The following is a 20,152-nucleotide window of genomic DNA, read 5'->3' on the forward strand; positions in this document are numbered from 1 at the left end:
CATTTTATTTTAATGTTTGTGTAGTATTACGTGGAAAAATAGCTAATATGTAAGTTAATGATATGTATTTCTAGTTTTTTCACAGTCTCACTCTAATCTAGAGTGAGTGGATTGAAATGTCATTAAACCAGATAACAACGTCTTTTTCACTAGTCTCACTCTAATCTAGAGTGAGTGGATTGAAATCCATCAAGTACCATACAACAATAAAGATATGCCGCAGTCTCACTCTAATCTACAGTGAGTGGATTGAAATGATCCTGGAATGAAGCGAATCACACCCCACGGATTCGTCTCACTCTAATCTAAAGCAAATAAATTGGCGTAAATCAGAATAAATAAAAAAGGGCTAAACAATCACCCTTTTTTTATATCTATTTTTAATTTAAAATACCTTCATTTTGTTCAAATGATTAAAAAAAGTGTAAACTTAAACTAGTCATCTGCAATAATCGATGAACTACTCTACAATTAACGTAACTATAGCAAGAAAAAGGTGAATGAAAATATGAAAAAACTATTTAGGAAAAAAAGAAATATCGATAATGAGGAGTTTCTTTCATCTGAAGAAAAAGCACAAACGATAAATAATAATAACATTCGGATACCAGCAAATATCACTGGTTTATCTGATAAAGAAGTACAACAGCTTTATGCGGAAGGGAAATACAACAAAGAAGTTGAAGATTTATCTAGAACAACCAAACAAATTATTCTCGATAATTCATTGACCTTATTCAATTTTATCAACTTGTTTTTGGCGATTGCAGTGTTTGCTGTAGGTTATCCGAAGAATGCACTATTTTTTTGGATTATTATCATTAATACAGCAATTGGTGTGATCCAAGAAATACATGCAAAAAAGACAATCGATAAATTATCAATTGTCAATAAAACAGAAGTGACTGCGCTAAGACAAGGTCAGCTAGTAAAGATTTTTCAAGATGAAATTGTTTTAGGCGATGTATTAGTCCTGACCTTAGGAAATCAAGTACCTTCTGATGGAATTGTACTGCAAGCTGATGGAATGGAGGTTGACGAGTCTTTATTAACCGGGGAATCTGATAAAATAACAAAACAAAATGGTGATAAAATCATGAGCGGTAGTTTTATCACATCAGGCTTAGGTTTTGTTAAAATATCTGCAGTTGGGGAAGATAATTTTGTTTCTAAATTATCAAAAGAAGCAAAAACAGAAAAACAATCGACCTCTGAATTAATGAATTCTCTAAATTTGTTGATCAAGGGTCTAACCTTTGCGATTGTTCCAATCGGGTTATTATTATTTTGGTCGCAATACCAATCTACGCAGTCATTTCCTAAAACAGTGTTAGGGGTTTCTGGTGCTTTGATCAGTATGATTCCAGAAGGACTGATGTTATTGACAAGTGTGGCCTTTGCGGTCGGTGCAGCAAATTTGGCTAGAAAAAAAACACTGATCCAACGCTTATCCTGTATTGAGACACTTGCTCGAGTAGATACTATTTGCTTAGATAAGACTGGAACGATTACTGACGGAAGCTTAACATTTAAAGAATTGATTCCGCAGGCTGGTTTTCCAGCAAGTGAAGTTGAACGTGCGATGGGCGAAATGATGCTAGGCTTATCAGATCAAAATGCTACAGCAAAAGTTCTTAGAACTAGATTTCCGTTGGCTCAGTCTACTTGGAAAGTCAAAGAGGTGATTCCTTTTTCTTCTGATCGAAAGTGGAGCGGAGTGACATTTGAAGAAAAGGGCTCATTTGTTATGGGGGCACCGGAATTTATCTATTCAAAAGTTCCAGAAGACTTACGGGAAAAATTGGCACCATACAACGAGCAAGGAGACCGTGTTCTAATTTTAGTTCATTTTCCTGAAGCGTTGAAAAGTCCTGAATTACCTCAAAAGAAAGAAACTGTTGGAATTTTTATTATTGCCGATACGATTCGAGAAAATGCAGTTGATACTTTCTCTTATTTTGCTAAGCAAGATGTAACACTAAAAGTTATTTCTGGTGATAATCCGATAACAGTGTCTCAAATTGCCAAACAAGCTGGAATTACTGGTGCTGAAAATTTTGTCGACATGAGCACTATTGCCGATTCAGCAAATTTTAATGAGTTAGTAGAAGAGACTACTGTTTTTGGTCGAGTAACTCCTTATCAGAAAAGAGAGCTGATCCAAGCACTAAAACAAAATGGTCATACAACTTGTATGACTGGTGACGGTGTCAATGATATTCTTTCATTGAGAGAAGCTGATGTGAGTGTAGCAATGGCCAGCGGAAGTGATGCTGCTCGAGCGGTGTCAGATGTTGTTTTGCTGAATTCTGATTTTAGTTCAATGATTCAAGTATTAAACGAAGGTCGTAGAGTGATCAATAATATTGAACGCGTTGCCTCAATGTACATGGTAAAAACAATCTATTCGGCCATTTTAGCCGTAACCTTTATCTTTTTATTTTTACCATATCCATTTGCACCGTTGCAGTTAACGCCAATCAATACCTTAACAGTAGGAATACCGTCCTTCATTTTAGCGCTAGAGCCAAATTATCAACGAATTAAGGGCCATTTTTTAACGAACATATTAAAAATTTCAGTTCCTGGTGCGCTCACCGTTGTGTTTAACATTTTAGTATTGCAACTTGCGGGTATTTTGTTTGATTTATCACATCAAGATGTTTCTACGATGTGTGTCCTGCTTACAGGATGCGTTGGGTTTCAAGTATTACTTAGAGCAGCTCGACCATTGGATTTGAAAAAACAGATCATGATCGGTCTTTTGCTAGTCGCTTTTCTTGTTTGTTTCCTATTTTTCGGTGAATTCTTTATGCTGACGTCCTTGTTTACTCGAAATATTTTCTTTTATTTACCTTTGATTCTTGGCAGTCGGTCAATATTTAACTATATTTCGTTATTTATGACAAGAGCAGTCTATGAAGTTGAAAAAAGAAAAGAAAATAGAAAAGTCAAAAAGAAGAAGCGTGTGATTTAAACAATTAATGCTTTTTAGATAAAGGAATCTAATGTTCATAGAGGTTAGGATGTGACTCATAGAGTTATGTCTTAGCCTCTATTTTCTGTATAAAGAATGACAATCATTTTCATTTAGGGGCTTTGATTTTGTTATTTCTTTCATGAAGAGTAATCTTAAGAATGAGAGCAAGGTGTTTAAAAGGAGTGAGTATAAATGAAACATTTAACAAAATTGGTCATTACTATCATGACTGGTTTTTTGGCGTTACTATTTGAGTTTGTTTTTCATCAAGCTACTTTTGCTTATGGGATCATTTGTATCACAGGATCGATTATGGCATTGTCAATGCTTGTTGAAATGGTAAAAACATTAAAATCAGGCAGGTATGGCGTAGATATTTTAGCGATCACAGCAATTGTTGCCACGTTGGCTGTTGGGGAATATTGGGCGAGTTTAATGATTCTGATTATGTTGACAGGTGGCGATTCGCTTGAAGACTATGCGGCTAAAAGAGCAAACAAAGAGTTAAAGTCATTGCTTGATAATTCACCGCAAAAGGCTCATCAGCTAGTTAAGGGAAATCTAATAGATATCGCTGTGGAAAAAGTTATTCTTGGCGATCAGTTAGTCGTCAAACCTGGAGAAATAATCCCAGTCGATGGCAGTGTCGTTAGCGGTGAATCAACGGTTGATGAATCATCTTTGACTGGAGAAGCTCGTCCAGTGAATAAAAATGTAGGTGATTTAGTCATGTCAGGTTCGATTAATGGGGACAATTCTCTAACGATGAAGGCTGAAAAAACAGCCGCAGATAGTCAGTATCAAACGATTGTTAAGCTTGTTAAAGAATCAGAAGCACAGCCTGCCCATTTTGTACGGATGGCGGATCGATATGCTGTGCCATTTACAATTACAGCCTATGTTATTGCAGGAGCGGCTTGGTTTATTTCAAAGGACGCAACAAGGTTTGCAGAGGTTTTAGTTGTAGCCTCGCCGTGTCCGTTGATATTGGCCGCTCCAATTGCTTTGGTTGCAGGGATGAGCCGCTCAAGCCGAAATGGGATCGTTGTGAAAACTGGAACGACTTTAGAAAAAATGGCGAGTGCTAAATCAGTTGCTTTTGACAAGACTGGAACAATCACTAAAGGCGAATTATCAGTAGATAAGATTGTGCCTGTTAATGGTTTTTCAGCCGAATATTTAGAATTATTGGCAGCAAGTGCTGAACAAGAATCCAGCCACATATTGGCACGATCTCTGGTGGCACATATTTCTTCAAAGCAAAATCTGAAAAAGGTTTCTGATTTAGAAGAAGTAACAGGTTCTGGCATAAAAGCAACGATTGAAGGAAAAGTAGTCCGCGTTGGTAAACCGTCATTCGTGTCACAACAAAGAATTGAAGATACAGTGGACCAAACAGCGGTATATGTGTCAGAAGATGAACACTTTGTAGGTTATATCACTTTTAATGACAGAATTCGTCCAGAAGCAAAGGAGACAATGGATCAGTTGCAGAAAATGCATGTCGATCATTTAATGATGCTGACTGGCGATCATCAAAAAGTTGCCGATGATATTGCAAAAGAAGTTGGTATCACAGAAGTATATGCGGAGTGCTTACCTCAAGATAAAATTGACGTATTAAAGAAAATAGCTACTGTCGATCGGCCTGTGATCATGGTAGGAGATGGTGTAAACGATGCCCCTTCTTTGGCGATTGCAGATGTAGGGATCGCAATGGGCGCCCACGGAGCTACTGCGGCGAGCGAAACGGCTGATGCTGTGATCTTAAAAGATGATTTAGAAAAAGTCAGCACAGCCGTAGCTATTTCTAAAGATACAATGAAAATCGCCAAACAGTCTGTTTTGATCGGTATTTTGATTTGTACGATTCTGATGTTGATTGCTAGTACAGGTATTATCCCAGCTTTACTAGGTGCGGTCTTGCAAGAAGTAGTAGATACAGTTTCCATTCTTTCTTCATTACGAGCGAAAAATGATTGAATCAACTCTTTTTATATGAACCAGAGACAAAAAGCAAAGATAGTTGCAACTCCCATTTTTAATTGTTAAAATCAACTTGACTAAAGAATAAAAAACAGATGTAATTTTATTATTTGAGGAGGTAAAATATGGATGGAAGCAAAATAAATAACCAAAGTGTAACAGAGGAGACGCTAACAGAACAGGGATATCGTAAATATTTAGGTGAGGATCTGGATATTTATTATAACAAAGATGTATGTGTACATATCGGCAATTGTGTTCGTGGTAATCCAGACGTTTTCGAAGTAGGACGTCGGCCGTGGATCATTGCTGATAACGGTAGTGTTGAAGAGGATATTCGTGTGATCAATACGTGCCCTAGCGGCGCTTTAAAATACATTCGAAAGGATGGCAAATAAGGATGGAAATCAAAGAAGAAAAAAATCGTTTTGTGTTATTCAATGATGATGATCAAGAGATTGGGGAAATGACATGGTCTAATGCAGGAGATCAGATGATGATCATCGACCATACTTTTGTTGATCCCGCATATAGAGGACAAAAGTTAGCAGAAAAATTGGTTTATAATGGTGTAGAAAAGGCGCGTCGTGAAGGGAAAAAAATAATTCCGCTGTGTCCCTTTGCCAAAAAAGAATTCGATACGAAACCTGAATATAGTGATGTTTTAAGAGCTTAATAGCAATGACTTGTGTTTGATTGTTTAAACACAGGTCATTTTTTCTTGCAATATAAACTAAAATAATCCAGTTATGTAAATACAACTAGTATTTGTACGAAAAATATGCTAAAGTATAGTAGATGTATTTTGTGAATAAGGGAGAATTAAACTATGTATAATTTTATTTTAACACTTGTGATCATCCTTTCAGTAGTGATGGTTATTGCCGTTATGATGCAGCCTAGTAAACAAAACAGTGCAGCAAGTGCATTTACAGGTGGCGCAGATAAACTTTTCGGTAAACAAAAGGCACGCGGATTTGAAGCTGTTATGCAACGTGCGACAGCAATTATTGGTGCTGTTTGGATGTTACTATTATTTATTTTAGTATTATTATCATCAAAGTAAGACCTTTGAAGTCCCTCGTTTAAAGAGGGGCTTTTTTTCTTTTAAAAAAACAAATCTTATCTGTGAAAAGATCTTGAAACATCTTTCTTTTCATAAGGCTTTCAATAGATAATGTGCTAAAATGGGTATGAGGTGAATGGAATAGTGAAAAAAATAAGTCTACCTAAACCATTATTTACACAAAATGGTTCTCGTGCAGTGTTGCTTTTGCACGCTTATTCAGGAAGTAGTAACGATGTCCGTATGTTGAGTCGTTATTTAGAAAAGGAAAATTATACGGTGTACTCACCTAATTTTTCAGGACATGCGACTGTTGCACCAGAAGATATTTTGGCTAGGTCAACCAATGATTGGTGGCAAGATACGATTGATGCCGTTCAGTTTTTAAAGGAAAAAGGGCACCATGAAATAGCCGTTTTTGGTCTATCGATGGGTGGTATTTTTACGATGGGAACTTTAGCAAGCGAATTAGAAGGAATCGTCGGCGGCGGATTTTTCTGCTCCCCCATTTTCCCAGTAAAAAACAAGGTGCCGGAAAACTTTGCCTTGTACGCAGATAAAGTATTAAAAACAGCAGGTGTGCCAAGCGAAGAACGATCAAAACGTATGATTACAATCAAAAAAGCATCTTATGATCAATTACAAGATATTGAATCTTTTTCTGAGAAGATAGCAGCGAGACTTGACCAAATCCAAGTTCCTGTTTTTATGGCACAAGCTGGAAATGATGAAATGATCGATCCTATGGGTGTTTTTCAAATAGCTCAAGCATTGACCCAAACACGATTTACATTAAACTGGTATCCAAATAGCGGACATGTTCTGACGATTGGACCAGATCATAAACAATTAGAACAAGACGTATTAGCATTTTTGAATACATTGTCTTGGAATGAGGAGAAAGAATGACAAAACAAACAATCAAGGAGAAAATCCTATTTTTCATGGAAACTCATACGAAAAAAAGTTTTTCTATGGAAGAAATTGCAGAAGGATTACAACTGCAAAAAAGCTCAGATTTTAAATTACTAGTACAGACCGTTGCCACGATGGAACGAGAAAAATCAATAGAATTCACTAAAAAAGGGAAAATTCGTTTCCCACAAAAAAGTGGTGACATTGAAGGAACCTTTCGTGCAAACGAACGAGGCTTTGGTTTTGTGACGATCGATCCAGAAGAAGCAGATGTCTATATTCCAAAAGAAGCGGTGAACTTTGCGATGGATGGCGATATTGTTGTCATAGATATTGTTCAGCCAGCAGATGCATTTTCAGATCGTGGTGCTGAAGGCAAAGTCGTTGCAATCAAAACCCGTGCAATCACCCAAGTCGTGGGCGAATTTATCGCTTATGATGAAAAAGAAGTTAGCGAAACGGATCTATATGGATACGCGGTTCCCAAAGATAAAAAAATGACAGGGTTAACTTTTAATATTGCCGCCCAAGGAATCAAACCAGTTGACGGTAGTATCGTGATCGTAGAGGTAACCCATTACCCTGAAAAAGAATACCCAAAAAGCTTAGAAGGAATCGTCAAAAAAGTCGTCGGTCATAAAAATGATCCAGGCATGGATATTTTATCAATCGTCGTCGCTCATGGTATTCCAACAAGTTTCCCAGATGAAGTGATTGCTGAAGCTGATCAGGTGCCTGATGCGATCTCAGAGGCGGATATCAAAGGTCGTAGAGACTTGCGAGATCAATTGATCGTAACGATTGATGGAGAAGATGCAAAGGATTTGGATGATGCGGTGACCGTCCAGAAGTTAGAAAATGGCAACTACTTTTTAGGTGTGCATATCGCAGATGTTTCTTATTATGTAACTGAAGGTAGTGAATTAGATCAAGAAGCATATGAACGTGGTACTAGTGTTTACTTGACAGATCGTGTTGTACCAATGATTCCACAGCGATTATCTAACGGGATTTGTTCATTGAACCCTAACGTACCGAGACTTACGATGAGCTGTGAAATGGAGATAACTCCTGAAGGTCACGTCGTGAAGCATGATATTTTCCAAAGTGTGATCCAAACAACTGAACGAATGACCTATACTGCTGTCAATGAAATTTTAGAAGAACAAAAACCAGAAACGATGAAGCGTTACAAAAAATTATTGACGATGTTTAAAGAAATGGGAGAACTTCACCATATTCTTGAAGCAATGCGTGAAAACCGTGGTGCGATTTCATTTGAAGACCGTGAAGCTAAAGTGTTAGTTGACGCAAATGGTCATCCGCATGATATCTTGCTACGCACACGTGGTGTGGGCGAACGGTTGATTGAATCATTTATGTTGGCAGCTAATGAAACAGTTGCTAAGCATTTCAATGAGTTGAAATTACCATTTATTTATCGGATCCATGAACAACCCAAAGAAGAAAAAATGCAGCGCTTCTTTGATTTTGCAGCTGTATTAGGCATTTTAGTCAAAGGAACAAAGTCAGATATCACGCCTAAAGACTTACAAAAAGTCTTGGAACAAGTTGCTGATAAACCGGAAGAAGCTGTCATCAATACAATGTTATTGCGTAGTATGCAGCAAGCTCGTTACTCAGAGGATAACTATGGTCACTATGGCTTAGCTGCCGAATATTATACTCATTTTACTTCACCGATCCGTCGTTACCCAGATTTGATCGTTCATCGATTGATTCGCAGTTATGAAGGAAAAGTTTCTGAAAAGTTAAAAGAAAAATGGGAACAAGATTTACCAGATATTGCAGATCACAGTTCAAGAATGGAACGTCGGGCAGTTGAGACAGAGCGTGAAGTTGATTCAATGAAGAAAGCTGAATTTATGGCAGATAAAATTGGGGAAGAATACGATGGTATTATTAGCTCGGTCACACGCTTTGGTCTGTTTGTAGAGTTACCAAATACGATCGAAGGTTTGATCCATGTTAACAACTTAAAACAAGATTATTTCCATTTTATTGAAAACCATATGGCTCTTGTCGGCGAACGCACAGGAATGACCTTAAAAATCGGTCAAAAAGTCAAGGTCAAAGTAGATAAAGCAGATCCTGAAACTAGAGAAATCGATTTTGAATTTCTTGAAGCAGAAGAAGTTGAGAAAATTGAAGCACCAAAACAAAAGAAACGCCAAGACGGTCGCGGGCGCCAAAAACGTACTTCAGATCGTAATCACACGGACAAGAAACCTTTCCCACAAAAGAAAAACAAGAAAAAAGGGAAAAAACCATTTTATAAAGAAGTAGCTAAAAAGAAAAAAGCGAAAAAACAGAAGAAAAAATAGAAAACGGAGGAATGGGTATGCCAAAAGGGGAAGGCAAGCTGATTGCCCAAAATCGTAAAGCACGGCATGACTATACTGTTGTTGATACAATGGAAGCTGGAATTGTTTTACAAGGAACGGAAATAAAATCGATTCGTAATGGACGCATCAATTTGAAAGATGGGTTTGCCAGAATCAGAAATGGCGAAGCCTACCTACTCAATGTCCACATCAGTCCGTATGAGCAGGGCAATATTTTTAACCATGATCCTTTACGGACAAGAAAATTATTATTACACAAAAAGCAAATTGCAAAACTGATTACTGAGACCAAAAATACAGGAATCACGATCATCCCACTAAAAGTTTATATCCGTAATGGGTATGCGAAGGTATTGATAGGTCTTGCGAAAGGGAAAAAACAATACGATAAACGGGAAGATTTGAAACGTAAAGAAATAAATCGTGAAATTGACCGGACTTTAAAAAATAATTTAAGGTAGTTTATCAAAAAATTATGGATTTTTTGTATGAAAAAAAATCGATTACAGGGTTATTTTATTCTTTTTCGCATATTTGTTTTCTTTGCTTTATCTTATGTGAAAATTTGGTAGAGTGTAAGGAAACTGATGAGTTTTCATCGTTTTTTCAGTAACCGACCATCGTACCGCCAAATACTAGTGAGACTTTATTCTTTTACTATTTTGTCATATTAAAAGAAGTGTCCAATTTTCATGAAATTCTTTTGAAATTATTCATCGTTGGTGGTATGATACGTGTGGTTAAGAAATAGAAGCCTTTTTAAGCTTCTCGCAAGTTTGTTGGAAAAGAGGTGAAAAAATTTGGAAGAGAAGACACTGCTCTTCAAGATTGGGCCAATTTGGTTTGACGGAACGATTTGTTTAATGGTTCTGTTAACATGTGTCATTGTCTTTGGGATAGTATATTACTGCACAAGGAATATTCAAATGAAACCTAAAGGCAAACAAAATGTCATTGAGTATCTCATTGATTTTGTTCGAAGTATCATTACCGACAATATGCCGAGTAAAGAAGTAACAAATTTTCACCTACTAGCATTTACGATGTTCATGTTCGTTTTAGTTGCTAACATTATTGGGTTAGTAACCAAAGTGGCAATCGGGGATTACACCTACTGGAAGAGCCCAACAGCTGATCCAATGGTTACCTTGACCTTAGCCTTGATCATGATTGCTTTAACACATTTCTTCAGTGTTAGTCGTTTTGGCTTAAAAGGATATTTCAAAAATAGTTTTTTAAGTCCAGTATCTTTCCTAATGCCGATCAAGTTGATGGAAGAATTTACGAACTTGCTTACGTTGGCGCTACGTTTATACGGAAATATTTTTGCCGGTGAAGTATTACTTGGACTGATTGCAGGACTTGTATCAAGCGTAGGACTTTGGACGATTCCGCTCGCAATACCGTTAGAGATGATTTGGTTAGCCTTTTCATTATTTATCGGCGCAATTCAAGCATTTATATTCGTAACATTATCAATGGTTTACATGGCTCATAAAATTGAAGTCGAAGAATAAATAATAAATAAAAACAACTATTTCTTAGGAGGAAAACAATAATGAATTATATCGCAGCAGCAATCGCAGTTTTCGGAGCAGCAATCGGAGCAGCTTATGGTAACGGAAAAGTTATCTCAAAAACAATCGAATCAATGACACGCCAACCAGAAATGGCTGGACAACTAAGAACAACAATGTTTATCGGGGTTGCCTTGATCGAAGCGGTTCCTATTCTAGGTGTAGTTATTGCATTGTTATTAGTGCTTAAATAATCTCTTTAGAAGGCAGGACGCTGAGTTTTTAAAACGCCACGCGTTGCTGCTTTCTTTGCTGCGAAACACTGCGACTGCCTCCGGCAGAGCTGATGATGAGCAGTACTTGGCGAACGAAGAGAGAGAAGTAACCTATTAAAAGAACCATCAAGCTTCTCCAAAAACAAAGTGAACCAAACCATACAAAGAACGTAATTCAACAACATCACCAAAGAGTATTGCAGAGAAAGGAAGTTGAAACTTCATGCTAGATTATTTAGTAATCGGTGAAGCAGGACCAAGTACAACAATAGGTACAATGATTGTCGTAAGTGGCGCTTTTCTAATTTTGATGCTTCTAATCAAGAAATTCGCTTGGGAAGCAATCACTGATATGTTAAAAAAACGTGAAGATAAAATTGCCAACGATTTAGATTCTGCAGAACAATCTCGAATCGCAGCTGCCAAGTTACAAGAAGAACGTCAGCAAAAATTACTTTCTTCTAAATCTGAAGCAGCAGAAATCATCAAACATGCGAAAGAGAATGGAGACCAAAACCGTCAAAAAATCTTATCAGAAACTAATGATGAAGTTTCACGTTTACGAGAAAAAGCACGTCTTGATATTTCTCAAGAGCATGAAGAAGCATTGGCATCTGTTAAAGATGAAGTCGCGAGTTTGTCTTTACAAATTGCAGAAAAAATCTTAAACAAAGAATTGACACCAGATGCGCATGATTCATTGATCAATTCTTATATTGAAGGTTTAGGTAAGTCAAATGAAGTTAGATAAGTATACAGTAGGTAAACGCTACGGCAAAGCTTTGTTTGAGTTGGCGATTGAAAAGCAAGAGGCCGATAACATTTATCAAGACTTATTGAAACTCAGAGAGATTTTTCATGAAGTACCAGATTTAGGTGACATACTAAGTGACGTTCGTCTGGAGCCTTACGAAAAAGACGAAATCATGAAGCAGTTAGTGAGCGGATTTGAAGGAACCATTGAGAATTTTCTCTATGTTGTTTATAACTATTCACGTATGAATGATTTATTATTGATGATCGATGAGTACGAAAGACGTTACGACGAACATAAAAGCTTACTGTTAGGAACAGCTTTGACTGCCGTTCCATTGACCAAAGAGCAACACCAATTGATGGAAGAAAAAGCAGCGAAACTTTTAGGCTATGAACAAGCTAATTTAATTAATTTGATCGATCCAGCTATTGTTGGAGGCGTAGTTATAGAAGCAAATTATAAAGTAATCGACGGTAGTATCCATAAGCAATTAGAACGAATCCAAGAATTGTTATTAAAATAACGTTCAGCACAATAAAGAGGTGAATTGAATGGCTATCAAAGCAGAAGAAATCAGTGCCTTGATTAAGGAACAAATCAAAAATTATCAACAAGAATTAGCAGTCGAAGAAATTGGGACTGTCACATATGTTGGGGATGGAATCGCTCGTGCCCATGGATTAGAAAATGCGATGAGTGGGGAACTACTTGAGTTTTCTAACGGCTCATACGGAATGGCTCAAAATTTAGAAACCAATGATGTCGGTATTATCATTTTAGGTGATTTTGAAACCATTCGAGAAGGCGATAAAGTAAAACGTACTGGTAAAATCATGGAAGTTCCTGTCGGTGAGGCAATGATCGGCCGTGTTGTCAATCCATTAGGACAACCAATCGATGGCTTAGGCGAAATCAAAACAGATAAAACGCGTCCAGTAGAAGCAGCAGCACCAGGCGTTATGCAAAGAAAATCAGTGGATCAACCAATGCAGACTGGTCTTAAAGCAATCGATGCCCTTGTACCAATTGGTCGCGGACAACGTGAATTAGTGATTGGTGACCGTAAAACTGGTAAAACATCGATTGCTATCGATACGATCATCAATCAAAAAGGTCAAGATGTGATTTGTATCTATGTCGCTATTGGTCAAAAAGAATCAACGGTTCGTAACCAAGTTGAAACCTTGAGAGCATATGGCGCCCTTGACTATACGATAATCGTAAATGCTGGAGCATCTCAACCAGCGCCATTACTTTATATTGCGCCTTATGCAGGAGCTGCGATGGGTGAAGAATTCATGTACAACGGCAAACACGTATTGATCATCTTTGATGACTTATCAAAACAAGCTGTTGCGTACCGTGAACTTTCATTACTATTACGCCGTCCTCCAGGTCGTGAAGCTTATCCAGGTGATGTATTCTATCTACATTCACGTTTATTAGAACGTGCAGCAAAATTAAGTGACGAATTAGGTGGCGGTTCAATGACTGCTTTACCATTTGTTGAAACGCAAGCCGGAGATATTTCTGCCTATATTCCAACAAACGTTATTTCAATCACTGACGGACAAATTTTCCTAGAAAGTGATTTGTTCTATGCGGGTACTCGTCCAGCCGTTGATGCCGGTCTTTCCGTATCACGTGTTGGTGGTTCAGCACAAATCAAGGCAATGAAAAAAGTTGCTGGTACACTTCGTTTAGATTTAGCAAGTTATCGTGAACTAGAAGCCTTCACTCAGTTTGGGTCTGATTTAGATGCGGCAACACAAGCAAAACTAAACCGTGGTCGTCGTACTGTTGAAATTTTAAAACAAAAATTGCATGCGCCGTTAGCTGTTGAAAAACAAGTTGTGATTTTATATGCATTGACACATGGATTTTTAGATAGTATCAGTGTTGCAAAAATCCTAGATTTCGAATCAGAACTATTTGACTTTTTAGATGGTAAACATCCTGAATTATTTGAAACGATCCGAACAACAAAAGATTTGCCAAAATCAGAAGATCTAGATGCAGCAATCAGCGAATTCAAAGAGATTTTTGATGTTGCTAATTCAGACGGGTCTACAGCTAAAGAGACACTTGAATCAATTCAAAATGCGTAAGAGAGGTGACAAGAATTGGGTGCTTCATTAAATGAAATCAAACAACGCATTGCATCAACTAAAAAAACTAGCCAAATCACTAATGCCATGCAAATGGTTTCAGGTGCTAAACTGACAAAGTCAGAAGCGGCTTCTAGAGGTTTTCAAGAATACGCGTCAAAAATCCGTTCTATCGTGACTCATCTTGTTGCAGCTCAGTTAAGTGATCTAGAGGAATTAGATTCTTATGATAGTGAAGACGCGTCAGAAACAGGCAACTATCACGTCATGTTGACATCACGACCAGTGAAAAAAACAGGGTATATCGTTATCACGTCCGATAAAGGTTTAGTTGGCGGTTATAATAGTTCGATCTTGAAACAAACAATGAAAATGATGTCAGATGATCATGATTCTCAAGAAGAATTTGTCCTGATTGCAATTGGCGGAACTGGAGCAGATTTCTTTAAAGCTCGCGGGATAAATGTTGCATATGAACTGCGAGGCTTGAGTGATCAGCCAAGTTTTGATGAAGTCAGAAAAATTGTTTCTGCTGCAACGACGATGTATGAAAATGAAGTGTTTGATGAATTGTATGTTTGTTACAATCATCATATCAATTCATTGACAAGCCAGTTTCGAGTGGAAAAAATGTTGCCTATTTCTGATTTAGATCCGGATGAAGCGACGACTTATGAACAAGAATATATCTTAGAACCTTCCGAGGAAGCAATCTTAGATAACTTGTTGCCTCAGTATGCAGAAAGCTTGATCTATGGAGCAATTATAGATGCTAAAACAGCGGAACACGCTGCTGGAATGACTGCGATGAAGACAGCCACTGATAATGCTCAAAATATTATTAGTGATTTGACGATTTCATACAATCGTGCTCGTCAAGGCGCCATCACACAAGAAATCACGGAAATCGTAGCTGGTGCAGCGGCATTAGAATAACAATCAGAATTTGAGTCAGTTTGATTCAACATTCTTACTAAGTAATAGAGAAGACAGGTTTTATCACGACCTCGTTAGGGTCTAAAATTGTCGAATATTCGATCCTTTTAGACCTCTTCAAACGAAACGGAGGAAAGACACATGAGTTCAGGAAAGATTGTTGAAGTAATCGGTCCCGTTGTTGACGTGGAATTTTCACTAGATCAATCCTTACCAGATATAAACAATGCACTAGTCGTTTATAAAAACGGCGAAGAAAAACAAAAAGTTGTTTTAGAAGTAGCGTTAGAATTAGGTGACGGTGTCATCCGTTCGATTGCAATGGAGTCCACTGATGGACTTCAACGCGGAATGGAAGTTATTGATACTGGAAAACCAATTTCTGTTCCTGTTGGAAAAGAAACATTAGGTCGCGTATTTAACGTTTTAGGCGATACGATCGATTTGGAAGAACCATTCCCAGAAGATGCAATACGTAGTGGTATTCATAAAAAAGCCCCTGATTTTGCCGATTTAAGTACAAGTAATGAAATTTTAGAAACAGGGATCAAAGTAATCGACTTATTAGCCCCTTATTTGAAAGGTGGTAAAGTTGGTTTGTTCGGTGGTGCCGGTGTTGGTAAAACCGTTTTGATTCAAGAACTGATTCACAATATTGCTCAAGAACATGGCGGTATTTCTGTGTTTACCGGTGTTGGTGAACGAACTCGTGAAGGGAACGACCTTTATTTTGAAATGAAAGACTCTGGTGTTATTGAAAAAACAGCCATGGTTTTCGGTCAAATGAATGAACCTCCTGGTGCACGTATGCGTGTAGCGTTGACAGGTTTAACGATTGCGGAATATTTCCGTGATGTTGAAGGTCAAGATGTGTTATTGTTCATCGATAATATTTTCCGTTTCACTCAAGCAGGTTCTGAGGTTTCAGCCTTACTAGGTCGGATGCCTTCAGCTGTTGGTTATCAACCAACCCTTGCCACTGAAATGGGTCAATTACAAGAACGTATCACATCAACTAAAAAGGGCTCGATCACATCGATTCAAGCAATCTATGTACCAGCCGATGACTATACTGACCCGGCGCCTGCAACAGCATTCGCTCATTTAGATGCAACAACGAACTTGGAGCGTCGTTTAACTGAAATGGGGATCTATCCAGCAGTTGACCCATTAGCTTCATCTTCAAGTGCCCTAGCACCAGAAGTCGTAGGTGACGAGCATTATGCTGTAGCAACAGAAGTACAACATGTCTTGCAACGTTACCGTGAGTTACAAGATATCATTGCAATTTTAGGGATGGATGAGTTATCTGATCAAGAAAAAATCTTGGTTGGTCGTGCCCGTCGTATTCAGTTTTTCTTATCACAAAACTTTAATGTAGCAGAACAATTTACAGGACAACCAGGTTCTTATGTACCAGTTGCTGATACAGTTAAAGGATTTAGAGAGATCCTTGATGGAAAATACGATGACTTGCCGGAAGAAGCTTTCCGCAGTGTCGGTAGAATTGAAGACGTTATTGAAAAAGCGAAGACGTTGAACTACTAAGAAGGAGGAGACACAGAATGGATTGTTTAACTGTCAATGTGGTGACTCCTAATGGATTGGTTTATGATCATCGTGCAACGATCGTTGTTGCAAAAACAACAGATGGCGAAATTGGTATCTTACCTAAGCATGCACCAATCATCGTTCCTTTAGCAATCGATGAAGTTCGCGTAAAAAGAACGGACTCTGATACACACGTGGATTGGATCGCAGTGAATGGCGGTATCATGGAGGTCCGTGATAACGTTGTTTCAATCATTGCCGATAGTGCAGAACGTGAACGGGATATTGATGTAAGCCGTGCAGAACGTGCAAAACAACGAGCTGAACGAATGATTGAAAAAGCAAAAGAAAATGCAAATACGGATGAATTACGCCGTGCAACAGTTGCACTTCATCGAGCAATCAATCGGATCAATGTATCAAAACATACGTAAAACAAGTTGAAGTGACTGAGGCTGAACAGCTGCCTCAGTTCACTTTTTTTGAAAAAAATAATATATACATAATCTCTTTTAGAAAATTTAAGAATCTTTATTTTTTGTTTCTACTTATTTGTGATAAACTGTTTTTATATTACTTAGTAAAAAGTAAGGAGAAGTTCTATGCAATATTTTGGTATTGATGCTGTGATTCGGATCATCTGTCATATGATGTTTATCTATGTTAGTTTCTGGGCAATGCAATCTATCAGAATTGAACAATTTTTTAAAGCACATCAAACCTCTCAAGTACGTTTGTTGATCGTCCTATTTTCAATTGTTATTGGCTATACGGTAAGCTCATTTTTCTTAGAGTTTCTGGCACTATGTCGCAATTTATTTATTGTGATTTTTCCATAAGGAATGACGAATAAAAAGAAAAGGTACTAATTGTTGATAAATAGTGGTATAATAGAAAAGATTTTGGATCAAAGCATCCAATTCTAACTTTTTTGGGGGGAACAAAATGGAACAGATTATTGTTCATGGTGGTAACCAATTAAAAGGAACTGTGAAAATCGAAGGGGCTAAAAATGCAGTATTACCAATTTTAGCAGCGACCCTTTTAGCAGAAGAAGGAATAACAACATTAAATAATGTACCGATTCTTTCCGATGTGTTTACAATGAATCAAGTAATCAAACACTTGAATGTAGATGTTGATTTTAATGAAGACGAAAACAAAGTTACAATAGATGCAACGCAGCCTTTAGGCATCGAAGCAAATTATGAATACGTTAGCCAAATGAGAGCCTCTATCGTTGTTATGGGTCCTTTATTGGCTCGTAATGGTCATGCAAAAGTTGCTATGCCTGGTGGATGTGCAATCGGCAAACGTCCTATTGATTTACATTTGAAAGGTTTCCAAGCATTAGGTGCTAAAATCATTCAAAAGAATGGATATATCGAAGCGATTGCGGATGAATTGATCGGCAATACGATCTATTTAGATTTTCCAAGTGTAGGTGCGACTCAAAATATCATGATGGCCGCTGTCAAAGCAAAAGGCACAACAGTTATTGAGAACGTTGCTAGAGAACCTGAAATCGTTGATTTGGCGAATGTCCTTAATAAAATGGGCGCTAAAATCGTAGGTGCAGGTACCGAAATGATGCGTATCGAAGGCGTTGAAAAACTTCATGCTGTTGAACATTCAATTGTTCAAGATCGTATTGAAGCTGGTACCTTTATGGTAGCTGCCGCAATGACAGAAGGAAACGTTTTGATTGAAGAAGCGATCCCAGAACACAATCGTCCACTTATTTCTAAGTTGACTGAAATGGGCGCAACGATTCGTGAAGAACAAGGTGGTTTACGGGTTGTTGGTCCTAAAGTAATTAAACCAACAGACATCAAAACATTACCGCATCCTGGTTTCCCAACAGATATGCAAGCGCAAATAACTGCGATGCAAATGGTAGCTGATGGATCAAGCGTGGTAACTGAAACTGTATTTGAGAATCGTTTCCAACATCTAGAAGAAATGCAACGCATGAATGCTGATGTGAAAATCGATGGAAATATCGCTATTATAAATGGTGGCCAATCATTACAAGGTGCTTCAGTAGAGGCAACTGATTTACGTGCTGCCGCAGCATTAATTTTAGTAGGCTTACGGGCTAACGGTATTACACGTGTATCACATTTAGAATATTTAGATCGTGGGTACTATAAATTCCATGAAAAGCTTCAAAAATTAGGAGCAAAAGTGGAACGAGTAAACGATGACGAAAAAGCTGCAGAAAAGAAATTGTCTACTGTTAATTAAAAGGGGAAATAGATATGAGTTCGACACGCTATATTATAGTGACTTTGTTGAAAGTTTTAGTAGTGATTGCGTTAGTGATTATTTTATTTGTTGCCGGAACGATGATCGGTTATGGAGTAATCGGCGGGGGTAATCCAAAAGATGTGTTCAAAGAAGAAATTTGGACTCATATTCTAGACTTTTTTAAGTAGAATGTAAAATCTGATGTTGAAATACATGGGAGAGTTTTAGTAACTAAGCGATTTGGTTAGTTGTTCTTGTAAAGTGCAAGGAGCTTAACGCCGAATCTCTTACTAGTAACTTTTTATCCGAACTGTATATGACTGGAATGTGGCTCGCTGAGTGATGTTCCAGTCATTTTTTGACTATTAAATAAGGAATGTTCTTATACCGAATTTCGATTTCTTGTAAAATTGTCGTAATACTTGAGGTTTTATCGTGTTTTTTGAGGCTATTATCGATGTCAAGGGTTCTAAAAAAAAGAAAATTGCTTATTAAAAATCTTAGGTGTTTTCTAATAAAAAAAACGAAAAGCCCGCTATGATAAGGGGAATAAAGAGAAAAAACTACTTTTTCATGAAAATATTTCCAATGTGACAATTTTGGGAACGCTTTCTCTAAGACTGTAACTTAGCCTTAATTAAATAGTAACCATCGAAGATTCTGCGCATGATATGATGGCTCTCGTACGAATTTTAGGGAGGAACCTATTTAATGAAGAAAAAATGGTTGCCAATTTTATTTATTATATGCTGTTTCATCACTGGATCAGTTATTCCAGTATATGCATCTGAAAACAAAAGTAATGAGATAGAACGTTTGTCTAATGATACAATCGTGTCGGAGCATGCAGCTAAGACATTGTCTAGTTCAATGATCCATTCTTTAGCAGAAGGCAAAGCCTTTCAACTAGTAAAAACCGACATACTTAATAAAGAAAAAGCTAAAATTGAGGCTGAAAAAAAGGAAAAAGCAGCAAAGCAAAAAGCAGAAGCTGAACAAAAGCAAGCTCAAATAGAAAAAGAAAAACGTGAAAATACAAATCCAAGTGGACAAAAACTGATGATGGAAGCGACAGCTTATTCTTGTAATGAAGGCTTTATCGGTGGTGGAAACTTGACCGCTACAGGACAAAATCTTCAGGTTGATCCAATGGCGATCGCTGTTGATCCTACTGTAATTCCCTTAGGTACAAAATTATATGTCGAAGGCTATGGAGAGGCGATTGCCAGTGATACAGGTGGTGCGATCAAAGGAAATATTATTGATCTGCATTTTTCTGATGTATCTCAATGTATTAACTGGGGGAGAAGACAAGTTCAGGTAACGATTTTAAGTTAGTTGAGTCTTCTTATAGTGAAAGAAAAATAAAAACTGGTGAGTAGGATGAAGAAATCCCTATTCATCTTTTTTATTTTGAGTTGAGAAGGCTCAAAATAAAAAGTGTT

General features: G+C 37.5%; 20 protein-coding genes. All 20 read left to right on the forward strand.

Features of this window, described 5'->3' with window-relative positions; genetic code table 11:
• The first annotated feature begins 508 nt into the window (after positions 1-508).
• The 20 genes from V192_RS0100665 to V192_RS0100760 all read left to right on the forward strand — a co-directional run bounded on the left by V192_RS0100665 (position 509) and on the right by V192_RS0100760 (position 20,045).
• Complete coding sequence (locus V192_RS0100665) at positions 509-2,977, forward strand: HAD-IC family P-type ATPase (RefSeq protein ID WP_025868488.1); 2,469 nt, start codon at positions 509-511, stop codon at positions 2,975-2,977.
• A gap of 195 nt (positions 2,978-3,172) precedes the next feature.
• A complete protein-coding gene (locus tag V192_RS0100670) occupies positions 3,173-4,963 on the forward strand; it encodes a heavy metal translocating P-type ATPase (RefSeq protein ID WP_025868489.1) in 1,791 nt (596 codons plus the stop codon).
• 128 nt (positions 4,964-5,091) lie between these two features.
• Positions 5,092-5,364 carry a (4Fe-4S)-binding protein gene (locus tag V192_RS0100675; protein WP_025868490.1) on the forward strand — a complete coding sequence of 91 codons (273 nt, stop codon included), beginning with the start codon at positions 5,092-5,094 and terminating at the stop codon, positions 5,362-5,364.
• A gap of 2 nt (positions 5,365-5,366) precedes the next feature.
• The gene (locus V192_RS0100680) at positions 5,367-5,642 is read left to right on the forward strand and encodes a GNAT family N-acetyltransferase (RefSeq protein WP_025868491.1); all 276 of its coding nucleotides are present in this window, start codon (positions 5,367-5,369) and stop codon (positions 5,640-5,642) included.
• Between the two features lie 153 nt (positions 5,643-5,795).
• Positions 5,796-6,032, forward strand: a complete 237-nt coding sequence (gene secG, locus V192_RS0100685; RefSeq protein ID WP_010765524.1) for a preprotein translocase subunit SecG — start codon at positions 5,796-5,798, stop codon at positions 6,030-6,032.
• 132 nt (positions 6,033-6,164) lie between these two features.
• A complete protein-coding gene (locus V192_RS0100690) occupies positions 6,165-6,941 on the forward strand; it encodes an alpha/beta hydrolase (RefSeq protein ID WP_025868492.1) in 777 nt (258 codons plus the stop codon).
• Positions 6,938-9,292 (forward strand): ribonuclease R, encoded by a 2,355-nt coding sequence (rnr, locus tag V192_RS0100695; RefSeq protein WP_025868493.1) that lies wholly within the window; start codon positions 6,938-6,940, stop codon positions 9,290-9,292. Before V192_RS0100690 ends, rnr begins: the two co-directional genes overlap by 4 nt.
• Positions 9,293-9,309: 17 nt before the next feature.
• The gene (smpB, locus tag V192_RS0100700; protein ID WP_025868494.1) at positions 9,310-9,774 is read left to right on the forward strand and encodes an SsrA-binding protein SmpB; all 465 of its coding nucleotides are present in this window, start codon (positions 9,310-9,312) and stop codon (positions 9,772-9,774) included.
• 339 nt (positions 9,775-10,113) lie between these two features.
• The gene (gene atpB / locus V192_RS0100705) at positions 10,114-10,830 is read left to right on the forward strand and encodes a F0F1 ATP synthase subunit A (protein ID WP_025868495.1); all 717 of its coding nucleotides are present in this window, start codon (positions 10,114-10,116) and stop codon (positions 10,828-10,830) included.
• 41 nt (positions 10,831-10,871) lie between these two features.
• A complete protein-coding gene (gene atpE, locus V192_RS0100710; RefSeq protein ID WP_010763289.1) occupies positions 10,872-11,084 on the forward strand; it encodes a F0F1 ATP synthase subunit C in 213 nt (70 codons plus the stop codon).
• A gap of 244 nt (positions 11,085-11,328) precedes the next feature.
• The gene (atpF, locus tag V192_RS0100715; RefSeq protein ID WP_025868496.1) at positions 11,329-11,856 is read left to right on the forward strand and encodes a F0F1 ATP synthase subunit B; all 528 of its coding nucleotides are present in this window, start codon (positions 11,329-11,331) and stop codon (positions 11,854-11,856) included.
• The gene (gene atpH / locus V192_RS0100720; RefSeq protein WP_025868497.1) at positions 11,843-12,385 is read left to right on the forward strand and encodes an ATP synthase F1 subunit delta; all 543 of its coding nucleotides are present in this window, start codon (positions 11,843-11,845) and stop codon (positions 12,383-12,385) included. The genes atpF and atpH overlap by 14 nt, the downstream gene beginning before the upstream one ends.
• 28 nt (positions 12,386-12,413) lie before the next feature.
• Positions 12,414-13,970, forward strand: a complete 1,557-nt coding sequence (gene atpA / locus V192_RS0100725) for a F0F1 ATP synthase subunit alpha (RefSeq protein WP_025868498.1) — start codon at positions 12,414-12,416, stop codon at positions 13,968-13,970.
• A gap of 15 nt (positions 13,971-13,985) precedes the next feature.
• Entirely contained in the window at positions 13,986-14,906 is a 921-nt protein-coding gene (locus V192_RS0100730) for a F0F1 ATP synthase subunit gamma (RefSeq protein WP_025868499.1), read from the forward strand.
• A gap of 141 nt (positions 14,907-15,047) precedes the next feature.
• Complete coding sequence (gene atpD / locus V192_RS0100735) at positions 15,048-16,454, forward strand: F0F1 ATP synthase subunit beta (protein ID WP_010763294.1); 1,407 nt, start codon at positions 15,048-15,050, stop codon at positions 16,452-16,454.
• 17 nt (positions 16,455-16,471) lie between these two features.
• Entirely contained in the window at positions 16,472-16,891 is a 420-nt protein-coding gene (locus V192_RS0100740) for a F0F1 ATP synthase subunit epsilon (protein ID WP_025868500.1), read from the forward strand.
• 168 nt (positions 16,892-17,059) lie between these two features.
• Complete coding sequence (locus V192_RS0100745; protein ID WP_025868501.1) at positions 17,060-17,296, forward strand: DUF1146 family protein; 237 nt, start codon at positions 17,060-17,062, stop codon at positions 17,294-17,296.
• A 106-nt stretch (positions 17,297-17,402) separates the two neighbouring features.
• Entirely contained in the window at positions 17,403-18,704 is a 1,302-nt protein-coding gene (murA, locus tag V192_RS0100750; protein ID WP_025868502.1) for a UDP-N-acetylglucosamine 1-carboxyvinyltransferase, read from the forward strand.
• A gap of 14 nt (positions 18,705-18,718) precedes the next feature.
• A complete protein-coding gene (locus V192_RS21065) occupies positions 18,719-18,895 on the forward strand; it encodes a DNA-directed RNA polymerase subunit beta (protein ID WP_069639825.1) in 177 nt (58 codons plus the stop codon).
• Between the two features lie 523 nt (positions 18,896-19,418).
• Entirely contained in the window at positions 19,419-20,045 is a 627-nt protein-coding gene (locus tag V192_RS0100760) for a 3D domain-containing protein (protein WP_025868503.1), read from the forward strand.
• Positions 20,046-20,152: the final 107 nt, after the last annotated feature.

Source organism: Enterococcus crotali (assembly GCF_000633635.1).
In the GTDB taxonomy this organism is placed as follows: domain Bacteria; phylum Bacillota; class Bacilli; order Lactobacillales; family Enterococcaceae; genus Enterococcus_L; species Enterococcus_L crotali.

Bases quoted from the DNA above. Each gene is read 5' to 3' on its own strand.
- V192_RS0100665 (WP_025868488.1), top strand. From the start codon at position 509: ATGAAAAAACTATTTAGGAAAAAAAGAAATATCGATAATGAGGAGTTT.
- V192_RS0100670 (WP_025868489.1), top strand. From the start codon at position 3,173: ATGAAACATTTAACAAAATTGGTCATTACTATCATGACTGGTTTTTTG.
- V192_RS0100675 (WP_025868490.1), top strand. From the start codon at position 5,092: ATGGATGGAAGCAAAATAAATAACCAAAGTGTAACAGAGGAGACGCTA.
- V192_RS0100680 (WP_025868491.1), top strand. From the start codon at position 5,367: ATGGAAATCAAAGAAGAAAAAAATCGTTTTGTGTTATTCAATGATGAT.
- secG (WP_010765524.1), top strand. From the start codon at position 5,796: ATGTATAATTTTATTTTAACACTTGTGATCATCCTTTCAGTAGTGATG.
- rnr (WP_025868493.1), top strand. From the start codon at position 6,938: ATGACAAAACAAACAATCAAGGAGAAAATCCTATTTTTCATGGAAACT.
- smpB (WP_025868494.1), top strand. From the start codon at position 9,310: ATGCCAAAAGGGGAAGGCAAGCTGATTGCCCAAAATCGTAAAGCACGG.
- atpE (WP_010763289.1), top strand. From the start codon at position 10,872: ATGAATTATATCGCAGCAGCAATCGCAGTTTTCGGAGCAGCAATCGGA.
- atpF (WP_025868496.1), top strand. From the start codon at position 11,329: ATGCTAGATTATTTAGTAATCGGTGAAGCAGGACCAAGTACAACAATA.
- atpH (WP_025868497.1), top strand. From the start codon at position 11,843: ATGAAGTTAGATAAGTATACAGTAGGTAAACGCTACGGCAAAGCTTTG.
- atpA (WP_025868498.1), top strand. From the start codon at position 12,414: ATGGCTATCAAAGCAGAAGAAATCAGTGCCTTGATTAAGGAACAAATC.
- atpD (WP_010763294.1), top strand. From the start codon at position 15,048: ATGAGTTCAGGAAAGATTGTTGAAGTAATCGGTCCCGTTGTTGACGTG.
- V192_RS0100740 (WP_025868500.1), top strand. From the start codon at position 16,472: ATGGATTGTTTAACTGTCAATGTGGTGACTCCTAATGGATTGGTTTAT.
- V192_RS0100745 (WP_025868501.1), top strand. From the start codon at position 17,060: ATGCAATATTTTGGTATTGATGCTGTGATTCGGATCATCTGTCATATG.
- murA (WP_025868502.1), top strand. From the start codon at position 17,403: ATGGAACAGATTATTGTTCATGGTGGTAACCAATTAAAAGGAACTGTG.
- V192_RS21065 (WP_069639825.1), top strand. From the start codon at position 18,719: ATGAGTTCGACACGCTATATTATAGTGACTTTGTTGAAAGTTTTAGTA.
- V192_RS0100760 (WP_025868503.1), top strand. From the start codon at position 19,419: ATGAAGAAAAAATGGTTGCCAATTTTATTTATTATATGCTGTTTCATC.